The 23,723-nt window shown below is 70.7% G+C and carries 23 protein-coding genes and 1 pseudogene; 12 read left to right on the forward strand and 12 right to left on the reverse strand.

Annotation, left to right across the window (positions count from 1 at the left end):
- Window positions 1-159 precede the first annotated feature (159 nt).
- Window positions 160-2,724, reverse strand: a complete 2,565-nt coding sequence (locus tag F4562_RS00995; RefSeq protein WP_184546181.1) for a penicillin acylase family protein — start codon at window positions 2,722-2,724, stop codon at window positions 160-162.
- A 5-nt stretch (window positions 2,725-2,729) separates the two neighbouring features.
- Window positions 2,730-3,383: a 2OG-Fe(II) oxygenase gene (locus F4562_RS01000; RefSeq protein ID WP_184854754.1), complete on the reverse strand. Its 654-nt coding sequence runs from the start codon at window positions 3,381-3,383 to the stop codon at window positions 2,730-2,732.
- Between the two features lie 134 nt (window positions 3,384-3,517).
- Between F4562_RS01000 and F4562_RS01005 the strand changes: the two genes are divergently transcribed.
- Complete coding sequence (locus F4562_RS01005) at window positions 3,518-4,111, forward strand: GNAT family N-acetyltransferase (RefSeq protein ID WP_184546185.1); 594 nt, start codon at window positions 3,518-3,520, stop codon at window positions 4,109-4,111.
- 108 nt (window positions 4,112-4,219) lie between these two features.
- Here F4562_RS01005 and F4562_RS01010 read toward each other — a convergent pair whose 3' ends face one another.
- Window positions 4,220-5,380 carry an aminotransferase gene (locus F4562_RS01010; RefSeq protein WP_184546188.1) on the reverse strand — a complete coding sequence of 387 codons (1,161 nt, stop codon included), beginning with the start codon at window positions 5,378-5,380 and terminating at the stop codon, window positions 4,220-4,222.
- 118 nt (window positions 5,381-5,498) lie between these two features.
- Here F4562_RS01010 and F4562_RS01015 point away from each other — a divergent pair, with 118 nt between their 5' ends.
- Complete coding sequence (locus tag F4562_RS01015) at window positions 5,499-6,251, forward strand: DinB family protein (RefSeq protein ID WP_184546190.1); 753 nt, start codon at window positions 5,499-5,501, stop codon at window positions 6,249-6,251.
- A gap of 202 nt (window positions 6,252-6,453) precedes the next feature.
- On the opposite strand, the gene F4562_RS01020 is transcribed toward F4562_RS01015, so the two are convergent.
- From F4562_RS01020 to F4562_RS01030, 3 genes are all read right to left on the reverse strand, one after another.
- Window positions 6,454-6,714, reverse strand: a complete 261-nt coding sequence (locus tag F4562_RS01020; protein ID WP_184546192.1) for a hypothetical protein — start codon at window positions 6,712-6,714, stop codon at window positions 6,454-6,456.
- Window positions 6,715-7,029: 315 nt separating this feature from the next.
- Window positions 7,030-7,560: a nitroreductase/quinone reductase family protein gene (locus F4562_RS01025; RefSeq protein ID WP_221207684.1), complete on the reverse strand. Its 531-nt coding sequence runs from the start codon at window positions 7,558-7,560 to the stop codon at window positions 7,030-7,032.
- On the reverse strand, window positions 7,557-8,006 hold the full coding sequence (locus tag F4562_RS01030; protein WP_184546194.1) for a hypothetical protein: 450 nt from the start codon (window positions 8,004-8,006) through the stop codon (window positions 7,557-7,559). Before F4562_RS01030 ends, F4562_RS01025 begins: the two co-directional genes overlap by 4 nt.
- Before the next feature lie 227 nt (window positions 8,007-8,233).
- Between F4562_RS01030 and F4562_RS01035 the strand changes: the two genes are divergently transcribed.
- Window positions 8,234-8,863, forward strand: coding sequence for a TetR/AcrR family transcriptional regulator (locus F4562_RS01035; protein ID WP_184546196.1), 630 nt, complete (start codon window positions 8,234-8,236; stop codon window positions 8,861-8,863).
- 181 nt (window positions 8,864-9,044) lie between these two features.
- On the opposite strand, the gene F4562_RS01040 is transcribed toward F4562_RS01035, so the two are convergent.
- Window positions 9,045-9,623, reverse strand: coding sequence for a TetR/AcrR family transcriptional regulator (locus F4562_RS01040; RefSeq protein WP_184546198.1), 579 nt, complete (start codon window positions 9,621-9,623; stop codon window positions 9,045-9,047).
- A gap of 75 nt (window positions 9,624-9,698) precedes the next feature.
- On the opposite strand from F4562_RS01040, the gene F4562_RS01045 reads away from it, so the two are divergent.
- The 3 genes from F4562_RS01045 to F4562_RS01055 all read left to right on the forward strand — a co-directional run bounded on the left by F4562_RS01045 (window position 9,699) and on the right by F4562_RS01055 (window position 14,417).
- Complete coding sequence (locus F4562_RS01045; protein WP_184546200.1) at window positions 9,699-10,694, forward strand: alpha/beta hydrolase; 996 nt, start codon at window positions 9,699-9,701, stop codon at window positions 10,692-10,694.
- Window positions 10,695-10,851: 157 nt separating this feature from the next.
- Entirely contained in the window at window positions 10,852-12,705 is a 1,854-nt protein-coding gene (locus F4562_RS01050; protein WP_184546202.1) for an ABC transporter ATP-binding protein, read from the forward strand.
- On the forward strand, window positions 12,702-14,417 hold the full coding sequence (locus F4562_RS01055; RefSeq protein WP_184546204.1) for an ABC transporter ATP-binding protein: 1,716 nt from the start codon (window positions 12,702-12,704) through the stop codon (window positions 14,415-14,417). Before F4562_RS01050 ends, F4562_RS01055 begins: the two co-directional genes overlap by 4 nt.
- 51 nt (window positions 14,418-14,468) lie before the next feature.
- Here F4562_RS01055 and F4562_RS01060 read toward each other — a convergent pair whose 3' ends face one another.
- Window positions 14,469-15,149, reverse strand: coding sequence for a DUF899 family protein (locus F4562_RS01060; protein WP_184546206.1), 681 nt, complete (start codon window positions 15,147-15,149; stop codon window positions 14,469-14,471).
- Window positions 15,150-15,586: 437 nt separating this feature from the next.
- Between F4562_RS01060 and F4562_RS34035 the strand changes: the two genes are divergently transcribed.
- Window positions 15,587-17,056 (forward strand): Ig-like domain-containing protein, encoded by a 1,470-nt coding sequence (locus F4562_RS34035; RefSeq protein ID WP_221207685.1) that lies wholly within the window; start codon window positions 15,587-15,589, stop codon window positions 17,054-17,056.
- Between the two features lie 165 nt (window positions 17,057-17,221).
- Here F4562_RS34035 and F4562_RS36590 read toward each other — a convergent pair whose 3' ends face one another.
- Window positions 17,222-17,896, reverse strand: coding sequence for a GbsR/MarR family transcriptional regulator (locus F4562_RS36590; RefSeq protein WP_184546208.1), 675 nt, complete (start codon window positions 17,894-17,896; stop codon window positions 17,222-17,224).
- Between the two features lie 182 nt (window positions 17,897-18,078).
- On the opposite strand from F4562_RS36590, the gene F4562_RS01075 reads away from it, so the two are divergent.
- A complete protein-coding gene (locus tag F4562_RS01075; RefSeq protein WP_184546210.1) occupies window positions 18,079-19,287 on the forward strand; it encodes a cytochrome P450 in 1,209 nt (402 codons plus the stop codon).
- Between the two features lie 258 nt (window positions 19,288-19,545).
- On the forward strand, window positions 19,546-19,689 hold the full coding sequence (locus F4562_RS01080; RefSeq protein ID WP_184546212.1) for a hypothetical protein: 144 nt from the start codon (window positions 19,546-19,548) through the stop codon (window positions 19,687-19,689).
- Here the strand turns inward: F4562_RS01080 and F4562_RS01085 are convergent.
- Entirely contained in the window at window positions 19,674-20,375 is a 702-nt protein-coding gene (locus F4562_RS01085) for a hemerythrin domain-containing protein (RefSeq protein WP_184546214.1), read from the reverse strand. The two genes, F4562_RS01080 and F4562_RS01085, sit on opposite strands and share 16 nt — an antisense overlap.
- Window positions 20,376-20,538: 163 nt before the next feature.
- On the opposite strand from F4562_RS01085, the gene F4562_RS01090 reads away from it, so the two are divergent.
- Entirely contained in the window at window positions 20,539-21,234 is a 696-nt protein-coding gene (locus tag F4562_RS01090; RefSeq protein WP_184546216.1) for an SDR family oxidoreductase, read from the forward strand.
- A gap of 249 nt (window positions 21,235-21,483) precedes the next feature.
- On the opposite strand, the gene F4562_RS34455 is transcribed toward F4562_RS01090, so the two are convergent.
- Complete coding sequence (locus F4562_RS34455; protein ID WP_246473319.1) at window positions 21,484-22,626, reverse strand: ATP-binding cassette domain-containing protein; 1,143 nt, start codon at window positions 22,624-22,626, stop codon at window positions 21,484-21,486.
- A gap of 68 nt (window positions 22,627-22,694) precedes the next feature.
- On the opposite strand from F4562_RS34455, the gene F4562_RS36595 reads away from it, so the two are divergent.
- Window positions 22,695-22,823 carry a hypothetical protein gene (locus F4562_RS36595; protein WP_375782494.1) on the forward strand — a complete coding sequence of 43 codons (129 nt, stop codon included), beginning with the start codon at window positions 22,695-22,697 and terminating at the stop codon, window positions 22,821-22,823.
- Here the strand turns inward: F4562_RS36595 and F4562_RS34460 are convergent.
- Window positions 22,787-23,046: pseudogene (locus tag F4562_RS34460) on the reverse strand (SDR family NAD(P)-dependent oxidoreductase); the annotation flags it as partial. The gene F4562_RS36595 and the pseudogene F4562_RS34460 overlap by 37 nt on opposite strands.
- A 296-nt stretch (window positions 23,047-23,342) precedes the next feature.
- Between F4562_RS34460 and F4562_RS01100 the strand changes: the two are divergent.
- Window positions 23,343-23,612: a tetratricopeptide repeat protein gene (locus tag F4562_RS01100; RefSeq protein WP_184546218.1), complete on the forward strand. Its 270-nt coding sequence runs from the start codon at window positions 23,343-23,345 to the stop codon at window positions 23,610-23,612.
- Window positions 23,613-23,723: the final 111 nt, after the last annotated feature.

Here is a 23,723-nt window from a genome sequence, read left to right on the forward strand (position 1 = left end):
CGGTGACGGCGGCGTTCGACGACCCACCCGGGCCGGGATCGCCTCCGATCGACGGCGGGGCCGGCCGGTTCGTCGCCGGGCCGGTCGTGCCCCGGGCCGGTCGTCACGGGTGAGCGGCCGGCGCCTTCGCCGTGCGGAACGGGCCGGCGCTCACCACCGTCACGGGACCAGCGTCAGGGTGTGCTCCGCCCCGGCCCTGATCCGCTCCGCCGACCAGGGCATCGGCGCCGTACGACCGGTGCGCCACAGCTCCAGCTGGTCCCCGTAATGGGGATGGAAGGCGTGTCCGGAGTTGCCGGAGAGCTGGACCCAGGCCGAGCCGTCCATGTCCGCCATGTCCACGATCATCCGCATGGACGGCACGAAGTCGACCTCGTAACCCTGCTCCGGCGTCCAGCCCGTGGCGTTGACGAGGTCCGTGCCACCTGCCGCCGCCACCGGAGCCAGGTTGAAGAGCCACTCGACCGGCGCGATGCCCGACTGGCCGAAGGTCGCGTTCCGCACCGTCAGGGTGTGGAGATCACCCCATCGCCACTCGTCCGGTTCCTCTCCGAGCAGGTCGGTCAGCTCCGACGCCGCCGCGTCCATGGCGGCCACGAGCATGTCGTTCATCGACTCGACCCCGGGCGTCGTCCTGTCGTCCCACCACGGCGAGGACGGCTTGCCCAGCAGCGGCCGGAGGATCTCCCACGAACCGTCGCCGCTGGCCGGCTTCTGGCCGTCGGGCACCTCGTCGAAGGTGCGCAGCAGCAGGTGCCGCAGGGAGGCGTTGTAGAAGGCCGCGGCGGCCGAGTCGGCGGGCTGCCGGAAGTTCCAGCCCCGCAGCAGCTCCCTGGCCCGGGCCGCCGCGGTCGTGACGCCCTCGGCGGCCAGCAGTGACGGCACCAGCTCCGGCGCGAAGCCGTTGCGGTCGTCGAACTGCATCTCCCGCATGTCCTCCAGGTCGAGCTTTCCGCGGCTCGCACGCTCGGCGATCATGTCGAGCACCCGCTGGCTGCGGTAACCGTAGGACCAGTCGCCGGTGAGGAAAGGGCCGCGGTCCGGTCCGGTCACCGCCTGGTTGGCGGTGACGATCACGCCGCCGGGCGGGTTGAACTGCCGGGGAAGTTCCGCGAACGGGACATAGCCCGTCCAGTCGTAGGCGGGATCCCAGCCGGGGACCGGCCACTGGCCGTTGCCCTTGCCCCTGACCGGCACCCGGCCCGGGGCCTGATAGCCGATGTTGCCGTCCACGTCGGCATAGATCAGGTTCTGGGAGGGCACCTCGAACAGGGCCGCCGCGGCACGGAACTCCTTCCAGTTCGCCGCCCGGTTGAGCGCGAAGACCGCCTCGACGGTGCGTCCGGGGGTGAGCGCGGTCCAGCGCAACGCCACACCGTACGGCCCCGGAGCGGCCGCGGCGGGCACGCCGGGAGCCTCCGTGTCGAGGCTGGGCGTGGGGCCCGGCGCGGCCTGGTGGCGCGCGATCCCGAACAGCTCCGCCGACCGGTCCGACAGCAGCGGCCCGTGCTTGGTGGAGCGCACCGTGAGGGGTACGGCGGCGCCGCCGGCCACCGTGATGACCTCCTGCCGGATGGTGAGGTCACGCCAGGCGGTGCCGTCGAAGTACCGGTCGCCGTCGATCTTCTCCAGGTAGAGATCGGTGACGTCGGGTGCGAGGTTGGTCAGGCCCCAGGCGACCCGGTCGTTGTGCCCGATCATCACGCCCGGCAGGCCGGCCAGAGAGAACCCCTGGACGTTCAACCGGCACTCGCAGCGCAGCCCGACCTGGTACCAGATGTTCGGCTGGGAAGGGCTCAGGTGCGGGTCGTTGGCCAGCAGCGGCTTGCCCGAAGCGGTCAGCGCGCCGCCGACCACCCAGGAGTTCGAGCCCACCCCGGCGCCGCTCGAACTCAGCAGGCCGGGCAGGTTCGGCAGGGCCCTCAGCGCGGCCAGTGCGGGACCCGCCTCCCGCAACACGCGCCGCGGCGGGACGGCCGCGGACGTGGCGGTGACCCCGGACGTGCCGTCGTCGACGATCGGGCGGTTCCTGTCGTACGGGTAGGCCGGGAACAGCTGGGCGATCTCCTCGCGGGTGAGCCCGTGCGCGAGCAGGGAGGCGCGTCCGACCTCGGCGCTCAGATTGCTGCGCAGGTCCCACGCCATCGCCTTCAGCCACGCGATGGAGTCGACCGGGTCCCACGGGGCCACGGTGTACCCGCCGTTCTGCAGGCCGAGGACCGTGTACTCCAGGCTCTTGTCCCCCGTCGCCGCGGGGCCGCCGTTGTCGGCGATCCAGGCGTTGACCCCGTCGGCGTAGGCCTGCAGGTGGCCGCGGGCCTCCGGCGAGATGAGCCGCCACTCCTGCTCGGCCACCTGCCGCCAGCCCAGCGTGCGGAAGAACGCGTCGGTGCCCACCTGCGAGCCGCCGAACAGCTCCGACAGGCGGCCGGAGGTGAGGTGGCGGCGGTAGTCCATCTCCCAGAAGCGATCCTGCGCGGTGACGTACCCCTGGGCCTTGAACAGGTCCGTCTCGGTGCGCGCGTGGATCTGCGGCACGCCGTACCCGTCGCGGTGGACGGTCACCGGAGCGGACAGGCCCGGCAGGGTCAGCGTGCCCCCGTACTCCGGGAACGCGCGGCGCACCGCCCACACGGCCAGCGCCGCGCCGGTGAGGGCGAGGACCAGCACCAGGCACAGCCCCCACCGTGCCACCCGCCACAGCCGGCCGCGCTTGTCTCGCATGACGGCTACAGCCGCCCGTACAGGTACTCGTTGAGGTCCTGCGGCCGCGTCGTCTCCGGGCACTCGTCGGTGTAGTAGTTCATACCGACCGCCATGCGCAAGCCCGGTTCCCGCAGCCGGCGCACGTAGTGCGGGAAGCGCCGCGCGTCGAAGAAGACCAGGTGCCCGGCCACCGGGTAGAGGATCGAGCAGTCCTCGTCGACCTCCTCGACCGACCGGGCCCGCTCGTCGTTGGCCACCACGAGCTCCCCGCCGGTGCCCCGGGGGTGATCGGTGACGTAGAGCAGCGCCTCGACCGGGTTGGTGTCCACATGGCACTCGTAGCGGTCGGTGCCTTCCTGCACGTTCATGACGACCGCGTACCGCCGGTCCTCGGTCGGGTAGATCCTCTGGCCGGTCGCCCCTTCGTACAGCTCACGGAAGTAACCCTGATAGAGGTCGATCAACCATGGCAGGCGATCCCACATGAGGGGACCACGGACCGTCATGATCTGCAGGGACTCCACCTCGGAACCTTCCCGGGAGGTGGAGTGCGGCGGGACCAGGCGTTTGATGATCCGGTCGTTTCGGGCGACCTTCTCGATCTCCTCGCGCCAGCCCGTGGGCATGGTGGAGGAGACATCGAAACTCAACCAGCTGAACCGATTAGCCGAGGACATGTGCACATCGTCGCCGACGATCCAGCCGAAAGCGGCTCCCAGCTTTAGGGGACGCCAGGGGCGGGAGACGGCCCGCTAGAGTGCTTCGGGACACTGAGCCTCGAGACCCTGGCCGAGGGGAAGGACCGCGGGCGATGATCGTAGCTCTACCCGCCAACGAAGTGAGCTGGGAAGACCTGCAGACGGTCTTCGGCAAGCGCGGTGAGGCCGCCAAGTGCCAATGCCAGCGCTACAAGATCCGTCACGCCCAGTGGCTGAGCCACACCCTCGCCGACCGCACCCACCGGCTGCGCCAGCAGGCCGACTGCGGGCAACCGGACTCCGGCACGACCAGCGGCCTGGTCGGCTTCCTCGACGGTGAGCCCGTCGGCTGGTGCGCGGTCGAGCCGCGCACCGAGTATCCGCGGCTGCTGGACACCAAGGTCCCCTGGCTGGGGCGTGAGGAGGACCCGTCCGACCCCGGCGTATGGGCCGTGACCTGCTTCGTCACCAGGGCCGGCTTCCGCCGGCAGGGCGTCAGCCGGGCCCTGGCCCGCGCCTCGGTCGACTTCGCGCGCAAGGGCGGGGCCCGCGCGCTCGAGGGGTACCCGATGCTGACGGCGGAAGGGCAGGACATCCCCTGGGGTGAGCTTCACGTGGGCAGCCGCGGCATCTTCGCCGACGCCGGGTTCCGCGAGGTGGCCAAGCCCACGCCCAGGCGTGTCGTGATGCGGATCGACTTCCCTTAGAGGGTCCGCGCCTTAGAGGGCCCGCACCTTGGAGGGCCCGCACCTTGGAGGGCCCGCACCTTGGAGGGCCCGCACCTTAGAGGGTCCGCGCCTTGGAGGGCCCGCAGCTTAGAGGGCCCGCAGCGCCGCCAACCGGTCGGAGAGGTCCGCGAACGCCTCACCCTCCAGGTTGCCGACGCTCACCCGGATCATGCCCTGGTCGCCGGGCAGGAAGGCCGTCCCCGGGATGACCAGCGTGTCGAGGTGGATCGCGAGGTCGCGGACGACCTCTCCGGTGGGCCGCCCGGCGAACGGATGCCGCATCCAGCCGAAGAACCCGCCCACGGAGACGAGTTCGAACCCTCCGGGACGCCCGGCCATCGCCTCGGCGAACCCGCGACGGTTGGCGGCGAGCTCCCCGGCTCGCTCACGCCGCCACTGCCGGGCTCCGGTCAGCCCGGCCCAGGCCGCTTCCTGCCCGATCCGCGGAGCGCAGATCGCCACGCAGTCGAGCAGCTTCAGCACCTCGCGGTTGACCGACGGCGAGGCGACCACGGCCCCCACCCGGTAACCGGGCAGCGCGAAATCCTTGGAGAAGCTGTGCAGGCTCACCACGGTCTCGTCCCACCCGGGATCGGAGAAGAGCTTGTGCGCGGGCTCCTCGGTGTCGCGGAAGGACCGGTAGGTCTCATCCAGGATCAGGGCGATCCCCCGGCGCGCGGCGAACTCCGCGAACTCCGCGATCACCTCCGGATCGAGCGTCATCCCGCTCGGATTCCCCGGGGTGATCAGCACGATCGCCCGTGTCCGCGGGGTGACCAGCGCTTCGGCACGTTCCACGGCCGGCACCAGATCCGGGCCGGGCTCCAGGTATACCGGCCTGATCCCGGTCAGCCGCAGCCACATGTCATGGTTGGGGTAGAAGGGCGTCGTCAGGACGATCTCGTCCCCCGCCTCCGCCAGCGCTGACGCGATCAGGCAGAACGCCTGGTTGCACCCGGCGGTCACCACGACGTTCCCCTCGCTGATCCTCCCGCCGTAGGCCTGGGAGAGTTCGTCCGCGAACGCCTGCCGCAACTGCGGCAACCCGGCGATCTCCACGTACGCCCCGCCGTTCGCCTCCCGGGCGACCGCCGCCACGTGCTCGACCACCGCCGGCGCGGCCGGGTACGGCGGGGCCCCCTGCGCCAGGTCGAGCAGTTCACGTTTCTTGCAGCGTCCCTCCAGGAGCGAGTAGGCCGCGTCGAAGGGAGAGTCGATCTGCCGGAGGGTCCGCGGGTTCAGTCGCATCAGATCAGCGTGGCTTCGCCCGGTCGCCCCGTGTATCCCCAGTTCGCGGGACACGCCGGCGGCACGCGCGAGCAGGCGCTTCCTCGACGCGACCGGCGGCCACCGGGATAATGATCCGATGGCGTCACTCGATGCGCGGGATCTGCGGGGCTCCTCCTTCACCGGCGCCGACCTCACCGGGGCGAGGTTCCGCGACTGCGACATGCGCCAGGTCAAGATCATCTCCTCGGTCCTGGTCGACGTCTCCGTATCCGGCGAGATCGAGAACTTCCTCGTCAACGGCATCGACGTGACCGGATACGTGGCGGCCGAACTCGACCGCCGCCATCCCGAGCGGGTCCTCGTACGACAGATGAAGACGGTCGCCGACCATCGCGAGGCGTGGCGGACGATCGAAACGCTCTGGTCGGACACCCTCACCCGGGCCGAACGCCTCCCCGAGCCGCTCCTGCACGAACGGGTGGATGACGAGTGGTCCCTGGTGGAGACCCTTCGCCATCTCGTCTTCGCCACCGATCTGTGGGCCTCGCAGCTGATCCTCGGCACCCCGGCCCCCTACCACCGGCTCGCCCTCCCGCCCAGCGACCACCCGGCCGAGGCCCTGCGGGAGCTCGGCCTCGACCCCGGGGCCCGCCCGGCGTACGCGGAAGTCCTCTCGATCCGGCTGGAGCGGGCGGCACTCGTGCGCGACATCCTCGACCACCTCACCGAGGAGCGGCTCCGGAGCCGCTGCCCGGGCACCCTCCCCTTCGCGTGGGACGAGCCCTCGCCCTCCGTGGGCGAAGCCCTGACCGTCGTGATGGAGGAGGAGATCGAACACCGCCGCTACGTCCTGCGCGACCTTCGAGCCTTGGAATCACGCCGCGGTTGACCTGTGGCTCGAATACCTTCGCGCCGGACCTCGCCATCCGTGCGCCTGCATTCAAACTGAAAGCCCAGTTCGGCTGTGCGTGCATTTCGGTATGCGTATACGACTCACCACCGGCGAATCGGTGCCCGCCTGCACGCCGGTCCTCTCCTGAAGCGTGCCGGCCAGGGATGACGACCCTCGAATGCCCTTCGCGCCGGCTTCGTCAACGTCGCTTCGGCGGTCTGCGGTAGGTGACGACCTTGTCGCCCAGTCCGGGGTACGCCATGATCAGCAGCCGCTGGGTGCCGTACTCCTCGCCCTTCCAGGGAAACCAGGCCAGGTGCAGGCGGATGCGGTAGTGCCCCTTGCGGCCGTTGAGCGACAGGTCCGGCAGTTCGGTGCCGCCCAGGCCGTCCATGAAACTCATCTCGCCGCTCTGGTTGGCGTAGCCGAAGCGCGAGCGGACAGGATCCGAAAATCCCAACAAAGGCGCCTAACCCTAGTCAGCCACCACCGAAATGATCAAATCATGTTGAAGTCGGTGTGGTTGGGGCCGCTCCCCCATTGGTCTGCTCTTAAGGCGATCTCCCCGGACGCGATACGCTCTTTCGCCATATGAGCGCATGTCACGGAAGAGAAGCAGAATGATGAAGTATTTTCTCCCCGTGCAAACCCCGGCCCAGCGATACGGTCAATGTGATTCGCGGTGGCGATCCCCGTGTTGGGAGTCGGAAGTCCGACCCGGACGATGTCACAGTCGGTCCTGATCGCGGGGACCGATCAGCCGCATGCCCGGAAACTACTCACCCGCAGGGCACTCACGGATTCGGAAGACCGGATGACGAGGCGCGATCCGGTGGAACTCCGGCAAGGGGGCCGTCGGCCCCAGCCCCAGGTGCGGCCTCGCGCCAGGCGCGGCGGCGAGGTAGCGGCGCAGGATCTCGGCGCGGTGCTCGGGCGGGATCTCCTCGAGCAGGATCGGAGTCTCGCGACCCCGACGGCGGAGCACGGCCCTACCGCCCGCGGCCTGAACGTTCAGCACCCAGTTCGCATCCGGCCCGAGCATCGACACGAGGAACTCGGCGCCGCGGCAGGCCGCGACCGCGACCGGAACCGAGGTGATGTCGCCGCTGCGGCGCCCGGTCACCTTCAACACGGCACCTTGGCGCGGTGAGAGCCGCCGGGCCCCGTACACCAGGACGTCGAGCCGGTTCATGAGCCGCATGAGCGCGTTCGGCCGCCCTCGTCGGTACATCGTGCGCTTGAGTGCCGCGAGCCCGCGGACAACGGCACGGCCGATGCTCCACGTCTCCGTGGGACCTTCGGTCATGCCGCCCTTCTCCACAGCGCGACCGCGACGAGACCGGGAACGCACGGAAGGACCAGCAGCCAGCCCAGCAGCGGCGCGAGGCCGACGTCACCGGAGGTGTCCCGGACGGCCAGTGCGGCGATCGCGACGCAGATCGCGATCGCGAGCAGCCCGCCCGCCAGCCGGGGAGCCCAGCGCATACCGGCTCGGACCGCCCAGATCGCGCCGGCCCAGCCGAGGAGTCCCATCACCCCGATCGTGGACAGGACCGCCAGGTACGCCGCGACGGCGGCGTCGATCGCACCCGGCTGGTAGGCCGGATAGCTCGCCTTGATGTGGTCCGCCAGGACGGTCGTGGTGGATCGGTCGACGAACGGAAAGAGGGCGGCGATCACGGTGAGCCCCGCCCCGACGTACATCATCGCCAGTGAGGTCCGGTTGCGCGGTCCGCGCTTCGGCGTCGTCATGCCATGAGTCCTCAGGTGAGTGGATGGGTGAGAGCCCGGGGAATGCCCGTGGGCGTTGCCGGGCCCGCGACGGTGTGTGCCCGGACGGGGCGAGATCGTTCGCTTGCCGCACCCGTTCAGACAGTCACTCTCTACAGGAAGTGACTCTAATATCTCTGATTTCAGACAGTCAATGTCTATGTGACAGTCACACGCTTCAGCGTTCGGCTTCCTGCTACTCTGACCGCATGAGCGGGCTTCGCCAGCGCTGGCGGCTCAAGGCCATGCGCACCATCCAGGAACGCGCTCTCGATCTGTTCGACGAGAGAGGGTTCGGCGCGGTCACGATCGAGGAGATCGCGGCCGCGGCCGAGGTGTCGCCGTCCTCGGTGTACCGCTACTTCGGCACCAAGGAAGGGATCGTGGTCGCCGACGAGTTCGACAGGATGAGCCCGGAGGCACTCAAGGACTTCCTGGCCCCCGACGATCCCGTCGGCAGCCTGCTCCGAGCCGTCCGCGCCTACGAATCCGCACCGCAGAGCACATCCGGTCCCGAAAACACGGGCGAAGGCCCGCAGACTGGGAAGAGCCCGTGGCGCAGGGTCCGTTACTTCTTCGCCGAGCCATCGGTCCGCGAGGCCGTCTGCGCCAATCTCGACCGCGCAAGCGGGCGGATCGCACCGTTGATCGCGGCGACCGGCGAGCTGACCGAGACGCAGGCCCGCGTGATCACGAACGCCCTCGTCTTCGGCTACTTCGCCGCGCTTGAGCAGTGGTACCTCGACGGCGGCACCCGCCCCATCGCCGACTACGTCGAGGAGGGCATGCGTCCGCTACGCGGCATCTGGCCGTCCTCCGGCCGCGAACATCCCGCGTGACATCCGCCGGTATCCACGTCTCGAGCATGATGGAGTAGCCGACGACCTCGCCGGGCGACGCCGGCGCCACCCCGTGTTCACGCAGGACCGCTTGGGCCACGCGCCGGGGACCAGAGGTGTTGACACCGCCACGCGCCACGGCGGCACGCTGACAGGGCGGCACGCTGACAGGGCGGCAGGTCTAGGTCGGAGCGCCGTCGTCGGCGAAGCACGGCACAACCATCTCGACCAGCGCGGCGACGTCGGCATCGACCATCGGCTCGCCGGTCATGCCCATCCGGTGGAGCAAAGTTCCGACGACGACGTCGATGAAGAACAGGACCCGGTTCTCCGGCTCGCCGAGCGCGTCCTGGAGCGCGAGCCGGTACGGGTCCTGGAACCGCGTGGACAGCACCTCGCGCAGGGCCGGATCGCTGACGGCGTCACTGAACACGCCCGCGAACGCGTCGCCCACCCCGGGCTCGCCGATCTTCGCCGCGATCCAGTGGATGGCCGAGGACATGAGCTCGGCTCGACTAGCACCCTCCAGCGGCACCGGGCCGAACGCGTCGAGCAGGCAGTCCACGATCAACTCGCCCTTCGAGGGCCAGCGACGGTAGATCGTCGTCTTCGCGACGCCGGCCGCGGCGGCGATGCGGTCGACGGTGGCGCGCGCGTAGCCGAGCTCGTGGACCGTGCTCAGCGTCGCGGCGAAGACCACGGCGTTGAGGCCGGAACGCGGACGACCGGGTGGTCTGGCGGATGCGGTCGCTCGGGTCATGCCCACACGATAACGTATTGCGCTACCGTTAGTATCGATACCTAAGGTAGCGAAAATGTCGGGCGAGGAGGACACATGAGCGAGGTCACCGGTACGGAGCGGCCGCCGCTGGGCATCCGGCTGCTGCACGCCCTGGGCAGGGAGCCGGACTGGCCGGCGATGACGGCCGGGGAACTGGTCGCCCTCCGCGAGGCGGTGAACCGTAAGCGGGCGTCCCCTCTGGCGCGGCTCATCACGGGGTTTCCCGATCGCGGCGCCACCATCCGGTGGCAGGAGGTCGCGCTGCCCGGCCGCGGGCTCCGGGTCCGGGTGTACCGGCCCTCGGCCGGAAGCGGCGGCGGGGACGCCGGCCGGACCGGCCTGCCGCTCGTGCTGCACGTGCACGGAGGCGGGTTCGTGGGCACGGCGGTGCAGAGCGACTGGGTCAACAGCCACCTCTCCGCGCGGCTGCCCGCGGTCGTCGTCTCGGTCGAGCACCGCCTCCTCGACCCGGAGACCCCGCTGTCGGCGGCCGTCGACGACGGCTGGGACGTGCTGCAGCACGTGGTGGCGCACGCCGCGCAGTGGGGAATCGACCCGGCACGGACCGCCGTCTTCGGCGAGAGCACCGGCTCGATGGTCGCCGCCCTGGCCGCGATCCGGGCCCGGGAGTCCGGCCCGCTCCTGCGGGCGCAGGTGCTGGTCAACCCCGCCGTCGACCTGACCCCGGCGGGGTTCGACCACGCCTCGATGCGCCGGTACGCCAACAGCCCGACCCTCACCATGCCGCAGATGCGGCTGTTCCAGCGGCTCGCCGTTCCACCGGGAACGGATCCTCGTACGGTGTCGCCCCTTCACGCCGACGACCTGGGCGGGCTGGCCCCGGCGCTCGTGGTGGTGCCGACCGTCGACCCGGTGGCCGATCACGGCCGCTGTTACGCCGAACGGCTGCGGACGGCCGGGACGCCCGCGCGGCTCACCGAGTACCCCGGAGCGACGCACGCGTTCCTGAGCATGCCGGGCGTGGTGCCGCAGGCGAAGGCCGCGCGGGCGGAGATCGCCGAGTTCCTCCGAGAGGCTCTGGCCACCTGACGGGTTCCGGCCCGCCGGTCGGTGTTCCACGTCATCACCCCCCGTGGATCACAGGGCTCCGGGGTGATCGACGCAGCCGGCGAGCCGACCCGGAACGCGATCATCGGCCCGGCCGCGGGCCTGGTCGTGAGGACAGATCGATGAAGACGGGAGAGTGATGAACGCCACGGACCTCGCCCAGGCGAGAAAGCGGCCCGCGCCACCGACGAAAGACGCCGATGGAGACGCCGATCCAGCGGCGGGCCGGACCATGACGCGACTGCTGCGGCCGCATCTGCGGAGTTTCGCCGCCGTCGTCGTCCTGCAGGTGATCGGCGCGGTCGCGGGTCTGGCGCCGCTGCTGGCGGTCGCCGAACTGGGACGCATCCTGTTGTCGCCCGGTCCCGCCGATCGGGGCCATGTCTGGATGGTCGTGATCACGGGTGCGGCCGGCTTGTTCGTCCGGCTGCTGTTCACGGCGGCGGCGTCCGGCCTCGGGCATGTCCTCGACGGCCAGGTGCAGCTGGCGTTGCGCCGGCAGTTGGCCGCGCGGCTGGGGCACGTGCCGATCGGCTGGTTCTCCCGGCGCCGGACCGGCGAGCTGGCGAAGGTGGTGGGGGAGGACGTGAGCGCCGTGCACCCGTTCATCGCCCACGCCCCCGGCGAGCTCGTCGCCGCGTTCGTGGTGCCGCCGGCGTCGCTGGTCTACTTGTTCACGATCGACTGGTGGCTCACGCTGATCACGCTGATCCCGGTGGCGATGGCCGTCGCGCTGGTCCCGCTGCTGATGCTTCCCGCCCGCGCGCGCGAGCAGGAGGAGTTCGACGCGGCCATGGGGCGGATCGTGAGCTCCGTCGTCGAGTTCGTGCAGGGCATCGCGGTGGTCAAGGCGTTCGGCGGATCCGAGCGCGCTCACCGCGCCTTCCTCACGGCCGCCGACGACTTCGTCGGCATCTTCTTCACGTGGGTGCGCGGCATGTCCCTCGTCGCCGCCGGGATGCAGCTGGCGCTGTCGCCGCCGTTCGTGCTGCTGGTCGTGCTGATCGGCGGTGCGGCCCTGATCACGTCCGGCTCTCTGGCCCCGGCCGACCTGCTGCCCTTCCTGCTGCTGGGGCTGGAGCTGACCGCCCCGGTGGCAGCCCTCGGCCACGGTTTCGACGACATGACGGCAGCCGGCCGTGCCGTCCGCCGGATCAAGGAAGTGCTCGACGTGCGGGCGCTGCCCGAGCCCGCCCAGCCGGTCACGCCGCAGGGCCACCGGGTGGAGCTGCGTGGCGTCCGCTTCGGCTACGAAGACGATCGCGAGGTGCTGCGCGGCATCGACCTGGTGCTCGAACCGGGGACGGTCACCGCGATCGTCGGGCCGTCGGGAAGCGGCAAGTCCACGCTGGTCCGGCTGCTGCCGCGCTTCTTCGACCCGACCCACGGCTCGGTCCTGTTGGGCGGTGTCGACCTGCGCGAGATCGGCAGCCGGGAGCTCTACCGAACGGTCTCCTTCGTCTTCCAGGACGTCCGCCTGCTGCGCGCGTCGGTCGCGGACAACATCGCGCTCGCGGTCCCGCGCGCCGACCGCGACGAGGTGATCCGCGCCGCCCGGCTGGCCGGCATCCACGACCGCGTCCTCGGGCTGCCACGCGGATACGACACGATCCTCGGGGAGGAGGCCGAACTGTCGGGCGGCGAGGCCCAGCGCGTCTCACTCGCCCGCGCGCTGCTGGCCGACGCGCCGGTTCTGGTGCTCGACGAGGCGACCTCCTTCGCCGACCCGCAGACCGAGCAGGCGGTGCGCCGGGCGCTGGCGACGCTGGACGGCGACCGCACGATCCTGGTCATCGCCCACCGCCTGGAGACCGTCGCCGACGCCGACACCGTCGTGGTGCTGGAGAACGGGTCGATCGTCGAGCACGGCAAGCCCGCCGACCTGCTGGAACAGGACGGGAAGTTCGCCGCGTTCTGGCGATCCCACCGCACCGCGATCACCGGCGAGATCGCACCCCACGGTGCCGTACGGCAAGGAGACGAGCCCCGATGATCCGAATGCTGCTGGGCGTGCTCGGAGACGAGTACGCCCGGGCGGTGCGTCGCACCGTGGCCCTGATGACGACCACCGCGGTGGTCGAAGGCCTGCTCTACGCCCTGCTGGTCCCGGTGCTGCGGGCCCTGCTCGCAGACACACCCGCGGACGCCGGGCCCTGGCTGATCGCGTTCGGGGCCGCGGTCGCGGCCTACGCCGCACTACGCTACGTCAGCGATCTGTCCGGCATGCGCGTCGGCACCACGATGTTGCGCGGCATGTACCACCGGCTCGGCGAGCATCTGGCCCGGCTGCCCATCGGCTGGTACAGCGCCGGCCGGGGCGGCGAGGTGTCCGTCATGGCCGGTCGCGGCCTCCTGCAGGCGATGGGCGTGGCGGCGCATCTGCTGTCGCCGTTCATCTCCGCTCTGGTGACTCCGCTGACGATCGTCGCCGTGATGCTCGCCTTCGACTGGCGACTGGGCCTGGCCGCGCTGATCGCCGCACCCGTCGTGGCGGTCATCCAGGCATGGACGGCGCGCTCGACGGCCGCCGCCGACGCCGAGCGCCACGAACGCGACAAGGAGGCCACCGGGCGGGTCATTGAATTCCTCCAGGCCCAGCCGGTACTGCGGGCCGGTGGCCGGACCGGCGAACGCTTCACACTGCTCGACGACTCGCTGCGGGAGGTCCAGCGCGCGTCCCGCCGTACCGTGCTGGCGACGCTGCCCGGCGCGGTGGGCCTGACGCTCACGGTGCAGGCGATCTTCACGGTGCTGCTGGCGCTGGGCGCCTACCTCGTGCTCGGCGGGAACATCGGCGCGGCGGAGATCCTGACGATCCTGGTGCTCGCGGCCCGCTGCGCCGACCCGCTGCTGTCGCTGTCGGACATGAGCGGCAAGCTCCGCGGCGCACGAAGCGAGCTGGACAGGCTCGACACGGTCCTGCGCACCGAGCCGCTGCCGGAAGCAGCCGAGCCGATCCAGCCGGTGAGCCACGACCTGGAGTTCGAGTCCGTCACCTTCAAGCACGGCGACCGCACGGTGTTCGACAACGTGTCACTGTCCGTGCCGGAAGGACAGCGGCTCGCCGTCGTCGGGCCGTCAGGCGCGGGCAAGAGCACCCTGCTGCAGCTGCTCGCGCGGTTCTACGACGTGGACGCCGGCGCGGTACGCGTGGGCGGTGTGGACGTGCGCGCGATCGACACGGAGGTGTTGATGGCGCAGATCGCCATCGTCTTCCAGGACGTCTACCTTTTCGTAGGCACGATCGAGGAGAACGTGCGCCTCGGCCGCCCCGACGCCGATGACGCCGAGGTGCGGGCCGCGGCGACCGCGGCGCGGCTGGACGAGGTGATCGAGCGACTGCCCGGCGGCTGGGAGGCAGACGTCGGCGAAGGCGGCGCCATGCTGTCGGGCGGCGAACGCCAGCGCGTCTCGATCGCCCGGGCGCTGCTGAAGAACGCCCCCGTCATCCTGCTCGACGAGGTGACCTCCGCACTCGACCCGGTCAACGAGGCGGCCGTCCACGAGGGCATCGAGCGCCTCATGGCGGGCCGCACAGTGGTCATGGTCGCCCATCGCATGCGGACCGTCCAGCGCGCCGACCGCGTCGTCTTCCTCGACGGCGGCCGGATCGTGGAGGAAGGCAGCCACGACGAGCTGCTGCGCCGCGGCGGCCGCTACGCCGAGTTCTGGGACATCTCCATGACACCGGCGGCAAGCGAATGAGTCCGTATCGCACCGGCAGGCCGGCGGCCGGGCACCGCCGGCGGCCGGAGGTCAGTAGCGGAGACTGGGGAACCAGTCGCCCCGGCCGTGAGGGGTGAGGTCGAGGAGATGCCAGACGGGGGCGAGGAGGTCGATGCCGCGCTGGTCGACGTCGTCGGCCATGCGGGGGTGGGCGGAGTAGAAGTGGCGGACCGCGCCGTCGCCGTCGCGGGTGAAGACGGAGATGGTGGAGTCTTGTTCGCCGTCCTCGTCCTCGCTGCCGAGGTCGTACTTGAAGGTGCTGTCGCCGCAGCTCAGCAGTCGCAGCCGGTCCCAGCCGCGGTCGCGGGCGTGCCGCCGCAGGGCGGACAGGCCGGCGGCCGCGGCGACGGCGAAGTCGGCGTTCTGGGCGATGTGGTGGGCGATGCCGTTGAAGCCGTCGATCCACAGGGTGCACATGGGGCACGGGTCGGTCTGCAGCTTGCCGTACATGAGGTGGTAGACGACCAGTGGGCGGTCCGGCGCGGTGAAGAGCCCGCTGAGTGAGACCTCGCGGGCCGGCGCGTCGCCCGCGCCGAGGTCGGCGGGGCCCTCGATGAAGACGTAGTCGTCGACGGGCGGCCCCTGCGGGAGCGCCCGCCGCTGGGCGGCGATCCGCTCGCGGTGGCGCATGAGGTCGATCTCGGCCAGGCGCAGTTCCTCGCGGGCGGCGAGGTACTCCGCCGTTTCTCCGGCCAGTCTTGTCTGCCGCATGGTGTCCTCCGGGTGACGCTCCCCGGCCCGGATCCCCGGGTCCCCCGACTCTCCGAGTCTATGGCGGCTCCACGGCTCGCCGACAGTCGAGCCGAAGTCCGCTTGGCCTGCTGATCCGGGAGAGTGATGGTGCAGCCGTCAGCGGTGAGATTGATCTTCATGGCCCGTCCCAGCTCGGAGCCGGGCTCGCGAACCCCCTTCCGGAACGCGGCAGTCGCGGGAACGTGAAGTCGGCCGGTGCTCCGCTTCACCCCGATAGGCGCACGCCGCCCCCCATCGCGGGCAATGCGGGACGGGGGCGAGCGACCGGCGGGCGGCGGGTGCGACACGAGGTCACACGGTCCGGCACCTGACGCACCGGAGCGATCACTGAGAGTAACTTCATCGTGAAGTGATCTACGGAGACCTCTCTCACGACGAAGTGGAGTTCAGTGTCGATGTCACGACGACCCAGATCCGCGCTCACCGCGCTGGCCTGTGCCCTGACGGCGTTGCTGGCCGCATCGGGGACACCGGCGACGGCGGACGGCGCCGCGCACGCCGCCGACGGTGTGCGGCAGGCCGCCACGCGCGCCGCCGCCGCGCCGTGTGTCCGGCGGGGACAGACGACCTACCCTGTCGACTACTACTGGAAGAACGTGCTCGGCATGAGGCTGGGCAACGGGTCGATCACGGTCAACACCTCCCCGTCCCTGTGGGGCGGGCAGATCGCGCCGGGCAGTACCTTCACCCTCACCCTGACGCACCGCACGGCCCGGTGGCCGCTCCTGGTCAGGACCTACACCACCAGGTGGGACCTGTCGTCCCTGCTGGCCAACGCCGATGTGGTCAGCGAGTCCGGGGCCGGCGTCATCAACGGCAGCACCCTGTCGATCACCTCGCCGGGCACCAAGACCGACCCGCCCGCGAAGGTCATCACCTTCCGGGTCCGGCAGGGCACCATCGGGCGGAGCATGACCATCCGGCCGACCGGGATCAGCAGCGTCCTGGCCGCTCCGGGCCAGCTCGGAAACAACACGCCCGCCCCGCCGATCCGGATCGTCAGCGGGCAGTCCATCTCGCCCACCACGGCCGCCGACGACACCGCCGCCACTTCGCAGGACACCGCCGTCCGCGTGCCCGTCCTGGCCAACGACACCGCGACCGCACCGACGATCAGCAGCGTCACCCAGCCCGCCAACGGCACCGCGACGATCTCCGGCAACACCGTGGTCTACACACCCGCCGCAGGCCTGGCCGGCACCGACACCTTCACCTACACCATCACCACCGCCTGCGGGACCAGCACCGCCACGGTCACCGTCACCGTCACCTGCGCCTACGAACCGGTCAACCTGGTCAACGGCAGCTTCGAGACACCGCCCGTGACCACGATCGACTGGAACATCCCCGACGCCTCCACCAACCCCGCCGTCGGCTGGCACACCACCGCCACCGACCGCAAGCTGGAGTTCTGGCCCAGCGGCGCGAACGGGATCCCGGCAGCCGACGGCCGGCAGTTCGCCGAACTCAACGCCAACCAGGTCTCCACGCTCTACCAGGACGTGCCCACCGTTCCGGGAACACCGATGACCTGGTCGCTGTATCACCGGGGCCGCCTGGGCACCGACGTGATGCGGGTGCTCATCGGCGCCCCGGGCGCGACCACGGCCCAGACCCCGACCGGGGCCTCCTCCCCGGACATCTCCGACGGCAACACCGCCTGGGGCCACTACACCGGGGTGTACGTCGTGCCTCCGGGACAGACCACCACGCGATTCGCCTTCGAGTCGGTCTCGGCCGCGGGGGGCAGCCCGACGTTCGGCAACTTCCTGGACGGCGTGGCCTTCCAGACGCCGCCCTGCCGGCCCATGGTCGAGAGCACGGCGAAGACCGGCGGGTCCCAGGCCGCGCGTCAAACCCGGTGACGTCCCGGGGGACGCCCCCGGCTTCGGCCCCGTGACTGTGTCCGGGGCCGAAGCCGGCCCGATCGGTACGCTCCGGCAACGACGACCGGTGCCAGGGCGACGGCGCGCCGACCACCACGGCACTGCCGCCCCTCGCCCTGGCCGCCGGACACGGCTGAGACCCCGTCACGCCAGAAGGGTGCGCCAGCGGTCGGCCGATTCCATCATGTCCAGGCTGACCCGCTCCAGGAACGCCCCTCCCCTGGCCAGCCGCCGCCCCACGGGCCTGTCGAGCCCGGACGTCTCCGCCGCCGCCATCGCGGCCCGCGCCGACTCGAGCGTCCGCCGCGAGCTGATCACGATCGAGTGGTACCAGGCGTCGTCGTCGACCACGTAGATGTCGCGACGCCGCTGCGGATCACGCTCGCGCCGGACATACCCGTGCTGGACCAGGTAGTTCACGGCCACGGAGACGGAGGCCGGGCTGACTTTCAGCCTGCGGGTCAGCTCGGCCGCGGTGCGCCTGCCGTCCTCGGACAGCAGCAGGTCGAGGTGCACGCGCGCCGTCATCCTCGGCAGCCCCGTCCTGATCGCCATCTCGATGATCTCCTCTTCCATCGCGCCGCCCGGCGGTCCGGCCGCGCGCGGGGGTGCCGGTGTGCCCCGCCGTGCCCGCCGGGCCGTCGCCCGGTGCGCCTGCTGGGGCCGGTAGCCGCCGGGGCCGCCGTTGCGTGCGATCTCCCGGCTGATCGTCGAGGTCGGCCGGTCGAGCCGCCTGGCGATCTCGGCGTAGGAGAGCCCGTCGGCGAGCCCGGCCGCGATGCGCTGACGGTCCTGCTGGGTCAGTCGTCCTCCTGGCATGTCGCCAGTATTGCCTTCCCCGCCATTCATTGCAACGCATCGTTGCATTCCAGCTCAGCGTCATTGCACCAATTTGCAGCTGTTTACCTGGGAAAACACTCGTCGCCGATTGACACTTTTCTGAATGCAACGTAGCTTTCGAGCTGCATAAAACACGTACTATCGTGAAACGAGGAACGGCCATGGGTGAGACCCCCCACACCGTCACAACCCTGCCGACGGCGCGTCAGCCCGGCTGCCCCTTCGACCCGCCGGCAGAGCTGACCGACGCCCGCCGGCACGGCCCGATCAGCCGCCTCCCCTTCCCCGACGGACACCAGGGCTGGCTGATCACCGGATACGACCTGGCCAGGGCGGTCCTGGCCGACTCGCGGTTCAGCTCACGCAAGGAGCTCATGCGCCACCACCCGCTGATCGACTACGGCGACATCGAAGTCCCCCCGGCGCCGCCCGGCGAGTTCCTCCTCATGGACGAGCCCCAGCACGGCCGCTACCGCAAACCGCTGGTGGGCAAGTTCACCGTACGGCGGATGCGCCTGCTCACCGAGCGCGTCGAACAGATCACCGCCGACCACCTGGACGCCATGGAGAAGGCCGGGCCGCCGGCGGACCTGGTGACCGCGTTCGCCAAGCCCATCCCCGCCATCGTGATCTGTGAGCTGCTGGGGGTGCCGTATGAGGACCGGGGCTCCTTCCAGGAGAACATCGACAAGTTCATGAACGGGGAGACGAGCGACGAGGACCTGATGGCGGCCTACACCGCGACCCAGCACTACCTCGCGGAACTGGTGGCCGCCAAGCGCGCCAACCCCACCGACGACGTGCTCAGCGACCTCACCGACAGCGATCTGACCGACGAGGAGCTGCGGGGTGTCGCCCTGATCCTGCTGGCGGCCGGGCTCGACACCACCGCGAACATGCTGGCGCTGGGCACCTTCGCGTTGCTGCGCAACCCGGCGCAGCTGACCGCGCTGCGCGCCGATCCCGCACTCGCCGACCGGGCCGTGGAGGAGCTGCTGCGCTATCTGAGCGTCGCCAAGCAGTTCCACAGGGTCACACTGGAGGACGTCGAGCTGGGCGGCCAGACCATCGAGGCCGGTACGACGGTCATCCTGTCCCTCAACACCGCCAACCGCGACCCCGAGCGCTTCCCCGACCCCCACACGCTCGACCTGCGCAGGCAGAGCGGCGGGCACCTGGCCTTCGGCCACGGCATCCACCAGTGCCTGGGTCAGCAACTGGCCCGCGTCGAGATGCGGGTCGCGTTCCTCGCGCTGATCGACCGCTTCCCCACCCTGCGCCTGGGCGTACCGGCCGAGGAGGTCGGCCTGCGTCCCGAGACCGCCGACATCTTCGGAGTGAAGAGCCTGCCCGTCACCTGGGACTCCTGACCCATGAGGATCACCGTGGACGCCGAGCGCTGCATCGGCTCCGGAGTTGGCCCCGCCCGGCTCTGAGGGTCGTCTCCGCCACAGCGACGGCGGCGTGCGGCCCCGCACAGGGCGATCTTCCCGCGCACGGCCACGAGCTCCTGGCGGGCTCGGAATCCCACTGTTCACCCAGATGATGACGAGCCTTGATGCGGAAACGGCATTCTATGACGAAGCCCGGCAGCGCTGGACCGAGGAGGCGGGCTGCGGCTGGGGATCGTGGTCAACAGCGGTGACATGGCCGCGGCCGAGGAGCCGCTCACGGCCACCACGGCCGAGCACCTGGACATGTCGATGTTGGGAGCTGACGCCCTGATCGCGATGATCAAGGCGGACCTGGCCGGGGATCAGCCCCACAGATAGGCCATGCGCCGCCGGCACCGCCGCTTGACCAGGCCACTCAGCAGGCGCAGCCGGGCGGGCGAGGTCCGGCGCAGGTGTTCCTCGACATCGGCCGGCAAGGCGAAGGTGATCCAGCCGAGCAGCTTGAGCACGCCGCGCGGCCCGTACCGCCTGAGGATCACCTGGTGCATCCGGGCGTCCTCCTCCGGCGTGATATAGGCCATCATGAGCGGGAGCCCGTCGATCTCCTCGTGCGCCAGGTGCGCGCCCAGAACGTCGGCCAGCGACCGTAGAGCGGTCATCAGCCGCTCCCGCCCCGGCTCCGACGGACCGAGGTCGAACGAGCGGAAGGCGTCCGTGCTCTCCTGGATCCACCGGTTGGCCGCCTCGTGCTCGGCCTCCAGCGCGTCGATCAGGTCGATCGCCTCCGGCACACGCTCACGCAGCCGGAGCCAGACGAACTCGTCCTCGGAGGTGTGGTGGTGGTGCAGCGCGTACAGAACCCAGTCCAAGTGCGCGCGCAGCGCCGAGACCCGCGCGCGGTCCTCGCGGCGCACCCGGCCGACGGCGGTGAGCAGGCATCCCAGGTCGCGGCGGAAGCCGTAGTGCGCCAGGTACATGTTCGTCATGTCGAGCGGGCCGGGCACCGCGGCTGCCTGTCCGGGCAACATGATCTGCGGTACGTCCGGGTGTGAGGCGACCTGCATCGTTCCTCTCCTTCTCTGGCAAATGGGTGTCAGCAATGCCGCCATCGTTTCCACAGGTCTTGGGTGATTCTGGAACTACGTGCTCCGGCTCGGCAGCAAGCGCCTCCCAAGTTCCGCCCAAGCCCGCCTCCTAGCTTCGACCTCGACAAGGTTGGAGGACGGAATGGGTGACGTACTGATCGTCGGGGGTACCAGCGGGATCGGGCTGGAGCTGGCGCGGCACTTCGTACGGCGGGGCCGCGCGGTCGTGCTGACCGGCCGCCGGGCCGACGGGGCTGCCGAGGCCGCCGCCGGGCTCGACGGGCCGATCCCCGCACGCGGGATCGGACTGGACCTGGCCGAGCCGGGCACGCTGGCCGCCGCGCTCGCCGACGTGGGCGAAGTGGACCGGCTGGCCCTGGTCGCCGTGGAACGCGACCAGAACACCGTCGCCGACTACGACCACGAGCGGGCGAACCGTCTCACGACGTTGAAGCTGGTCGGCTACACCGAGGTGGTGCGCGTGCTGGCGCCGCGCCTGTCCGCGGACGCCTCGGTCCTGCTGTTCGGCGGGGCCGCGCGGGAACGGCCGTACCCCGGCTCCACGACCGTGTCCATCGTCAACGCCGGGATCGTCGGCATGGTGGCCACGCTGGCGGCGGAACTGGCGCCGACGCGGGTCAACGCGATCCACCCGGGCGCGGTGGCCGACACCCCGTTCTGGGCGAACGGGGGCGCGCTGCTCGACGCGATCGCGCAGCGTACGCTCACCGGCCGCGTCCCGGCGATGGCCGACGTGGTCGACGCGGCGGCGTTCCTGCTGGACAACCCCGCCGTGAACGCGGTCAACCTGACCGTCGACGGCGGTTGGCGGGCCTGAACCACCACAGTGAACAGAGGACATTCATGTCACATGACGAAGCGCTCCTGGACGTCCCGTCCGTGTCCGCACGGGAATTGGAGGAGCATCTCACCATGTGGTCGGCGCAGACCGGAGTCAGGACAGGGGTGTGGGCCCTGCCCAAGGAACCTCTCCCCGGACATGTCGGGCGAGTCGCCTGCGGGACGATCGACGACGGGCTGCGGGAGATGGAGCTGCAGCCAGGGGTCCGCGCGCTCTCGCTCGCCCTCACCATGAGCCCCAGCGGCCTGCGGCGACGGTCAGCGACGACGGCGGCGGCAGATGGGCCGACGCGCTCGGCGCGCGGCTGCGCGGCCGGCAGGCCGAGTTCGCGCGCCTGGGCGGTGTCCTGACCATCAACTCGTCCAAGGGCACGCCGCCGAGCCGTACGCGGCCCGCGGTGGGCGGGCGCAGGCCGGCCAGCAGCAGCGACAGGGTGGACTTGCCGATGCCGCTGGGACCCGCGACGACGAGATGTTCGCCGGGTTCGACGGTGAAGGTCAGATCGTGCACGACCGGTACGGCCCCGGCGTCGTAGGCGAAGCCGAGACCTTCGGCCTGGAGACGGTAACCGGTGGGGGTGACGATGGCAGGCCTGGTCGGTGAGGTGACGGCGGGGGTGGTCGTCGTCTCGGAGAGCCTGCGCAGGGTGACCGCGAGTGCCACGCCCCAGCCGCCGGCGACACCGGTGAGCGCGCGCATGGCGGGCTCAAGTCCGGTCGCCAGATAGGTCATCGCGCCCACGACCTCGCCGGCGGTCAACCGGCCGTCCTGGACCAGTGAGCGCGCGGTGAGCAGCAACATCAGTAACGGGAGATGCGCGCCGAGCGCGACGACGAGGCGGCGGCCGGTCCCGGCGCGGGCCAGGGCTGTGGTCGCGGCCGACTGGGCGGCGACGGCCTCACGTACGGTGGCGTGGGCCTGGTGGTGCGCGCCGCAGGCGGCGACGTCACGCGTACCGGCCAGGATCGGGGTGACCCGGGCCGTGAGCGTCTCAGCCGTCAGGACCAACGCGCGCTGGCGGGTGACCAGGGCGCGCAACAACCGCACGAACACCAGCAGCGCCACCACCACGGGAACGGCGACGATGGCGGCGGCCACCGGGGACAGCAGCAGGAGGCCGGCCAGGGCGGCGATCAGGGAGACGCCGAACTGGCGGGTGCTACGCAGGAGCGCCGAGAGCAGGTCGCGGACGGTCTCGACCTGACCGGTGAGGCGGGTGACGGCGGCGGTGTCCGGGGGCGTGTCCGTGGTGGTGGCACGGGTGACGGTGGCGGTGACCACCGCGGTGATCAGATCGTCGCGCAGAGGCTCGATCACCGCCGCCAGGCACGGGAGCATCAGCTGGGGGGCGGCGGCTTTGACGATCATCGTCACGCCCAGCAGGCCGAGCCAGCCCAGCCCGGCTGCCGGGGTTCGCGGCCAGGAAGCCCTGGTCCATGGCCGTGCCGATGAGCAGGCCGGACACCATCGTGGGGAGACCTTCGACGCCCGCGTTGTTGACCAGCACGTCCAACCGGCCGTACGTGGTCTCGATCCACTTGGCCGCGGCGTCGATGTCGGCCTGATCGGTGACGTCCAGCCTCAGATGGCGGCCTCGACCCCCAGGCCGGTGAGCCGGGTGACGGCCTCGGCACCGCGTTCGGCCGAGCGGGCGCCGACCAGTACGACGGTACCCGCCTCGCCCAGCAGCCTGGCGACCTCGTAACCGATGCCCTTGTTCGCCCCGGTGACCAGCGCGATCGTGTCCTGCGTCATGACGTTCTCCCTGTCGTCGGTGAGAACACCCATGGTGATTCGGGCTTCTGGAGCGGATCTGAAGGGCCAGACTTGAGTACGGCTCAAGGCGATGACTGAAAACCCATCGCCTGCTCCTCGGCGACACTCCGTGCCCGGTGACGATCGGATGCGACAGTCCGTCCCGGCCGCTCCGTCATCGGCACCCACGGGAGAGTCTGCGGACGTCCGTGTGACGGGCCGTTGAAGATCATTGGCCCCTTAAAGCGTGGCGGCCACGATGGTGGTGCGGATTCCCGCACCTTGGCGGACGAACGCCCGATCTTAACGATGGCCTCGCCGACCGTGCCGTGCGCATCCACCGAGCTCCGGCGACGTCCGACGCCAGGCGCCTGCCGCAGCTCGCCTCGTCCCTGAACAACCTCGGCTGGCGCCTCCTGGCGCTCAGCCGGTTCGAGGATGCCCTGGTCCCCTTGAACGAGGCCGTCGCCCTTTACCGCCGGCATGTCGAATCGCCCGACGGGCACGCACGCAGCCTCTACAACCTCGGTGTCGGCCTGGGGCACCTGCGGCGCCACCGCGAGGCCCGCGCCGCCGAGCGTGAGGCCAGACGCCTCTAAGGACCGTGAAGAACATCCGCGAGAAATCCGGCGTTAAGCGACCACCGCAGATGGTGCACCGATTAGGTTTCCGTGCCGCGCCCGTCTGTACGTGTGAGATCGACTCACGAG

The organism is Streptosporangium becharense (genome assembly GCF_014204985.1).
In the GTDB taxonomy this organism is placed as follows: Bacteria; Actinomycetota; Actinomycetes; order Streptosporangiales; family Streptosporangiaceae; genus Streptosporangium; species Streptosporangium becharense.

Excerpts from the sequence above, each read along its gene's own strand:
- F4562_RS01050 (WP_184546202.1), top strand. The coding sequence starts at position 10,852 with ATGAACGCCACGGACCTCGCCCAGGCGAGAAAGCGGCCCGCGCCACCG.
- F4562_RS36590 (WP_184546208.1), bottom strand. The coding sequence starts at position 17,896 with ATGCCAGGAGGACGACTGACCCAGCAGGACCGTCAGCGCATCGCGGCC.
- F4562_RS01035 (WP_184546196.1), top strand. The coding sequence starts at position 8,234 with ATGAGCGGGCTTCGCCAGCGCTGGCGGCTCAAGGCCATGCGCACCATC.
- F4562_RS01040 (WP_184546198.1), bottom strand. The coding sequence starts at position 9,623 with ATGACCCGAGCGACCGCATCCGCCAGACCACCCGGTCGTCCGCGTTCC.
- F4562_RS01030 (WP_184546194.1), bottom strand. The coding sequence starts at position 8,006 with ATGACGACGCCGAAGCGCGGACCGCGCAACCGGACCTCACTGGCGATG.
- F4562_RS34035 (WP_221207685.1), top strand. The coding sequence starts at position 15,587 with ATGTCACGACGACCCAGATCCGCGCTCACCGCGCTGGCCTGTGCCCTG.
- F4562_RS01085 (WP_184546214.1), bottom strand. The coding sequence starts at position 20,375 with ATGCAGGTCGCCTCACACCCGGACGTACCGCAGATCATGTTGCCCGGA.
- F4562_RS00995 (WP_184546181.1), bottom strand. The coding sequence starts at position 2,724 with ATGCGAGACAAGCGCGGCCGGCTGTGGCGGGTGGCACGGTGGGGGCTG.
- F4562_RS01015 (WP_184546190.1), top strand. The coding sequence starts at position 5,499 with ATGGCGTCACTCGATGCGCGGGATCTGCGGGGCTCCTCCTTCACCGGC.
- F4562_RS01010 (WP_184546188.1), bottom strand. The coding sequence starts at position 5,380 with ATGCGACTGAACCCGCGGACCCTCCGGCAGATCGACTCTCCCTTCGAC.
- F4562_RS01060 (WP_184546206.1), bottom strand. The coding sequence starts at position 15,149 with ATGCGGCAGACAAGACTGGCCGGAGAAACGGCGGAGTACCTCGCCGCC.
- F4562_RS36595 (WP_375782494.1), top strand. The coding sequence starts at position 22,695 with ATGGCCGTGCCGATGAGCAGGCCGGACACCATCGTGGGGAGACCTTCG.
- F4562_RS01055 (WP_184546204.1), top strand. The coding sequence starts at position 12,702 with ATGATCCGAATGCTGCTGGGCGTGCTCGGAGACGAGTACGCCCGGGCG.
- F4562_RS01025 (WP_221207684.1), bottom strand. The coding sequence starts at position 7,560 with ATGACCGAAGGTCCCACGGAGACGTGGAGCATCGGCCGTGCCGTTGTC.
- F4562_RS01005 (WP_184546185.1), top strand. The coding sequence starts at position 3,518 with ATGATCGTAGCTCTACCCGCCAACGAAGTGAGCTGGGAAGACCTGCAG.
- F4562_RS01045 (WP_184546200.1), top strand. The coding sequence starts at position 9,699 with ATGAGCGAGGTCACCGGTACGGAGCGGCCGCCGCTGGGCATCCGGCTG.
- F4562_RS34455 (WP_246473319.1), bottom strand. The coding sequence starts at position 22,626 with ATGATCGTCAAAGCCGCCGCCCCCCAGCTGATGCTCCCGTGCCTGGCG.
- F4562_RS01075 (WP_184546210.1), top strand. The coding sequence starts at position 18,079 with ATGGGTGAGACCCCCCACACCGTCACAACCCTGCCGACGGCGCGTCAG.
- F4562_RS01000 (WP_184854754.1), bottom strand. The coding sequence starts at position 3,383 with ATGTCCTCGGCTAATCGGTTCAGCTGGTTGAGTTTCGATGTCTCCTCC.
- F4562_RS01090 (WP_184546216.1), top strand. The coding sequence starts at position 20,539 with ATGGGTGACGTACTGATCGTCGGGGGTACCAGCGGGATCGGGCTGGAG.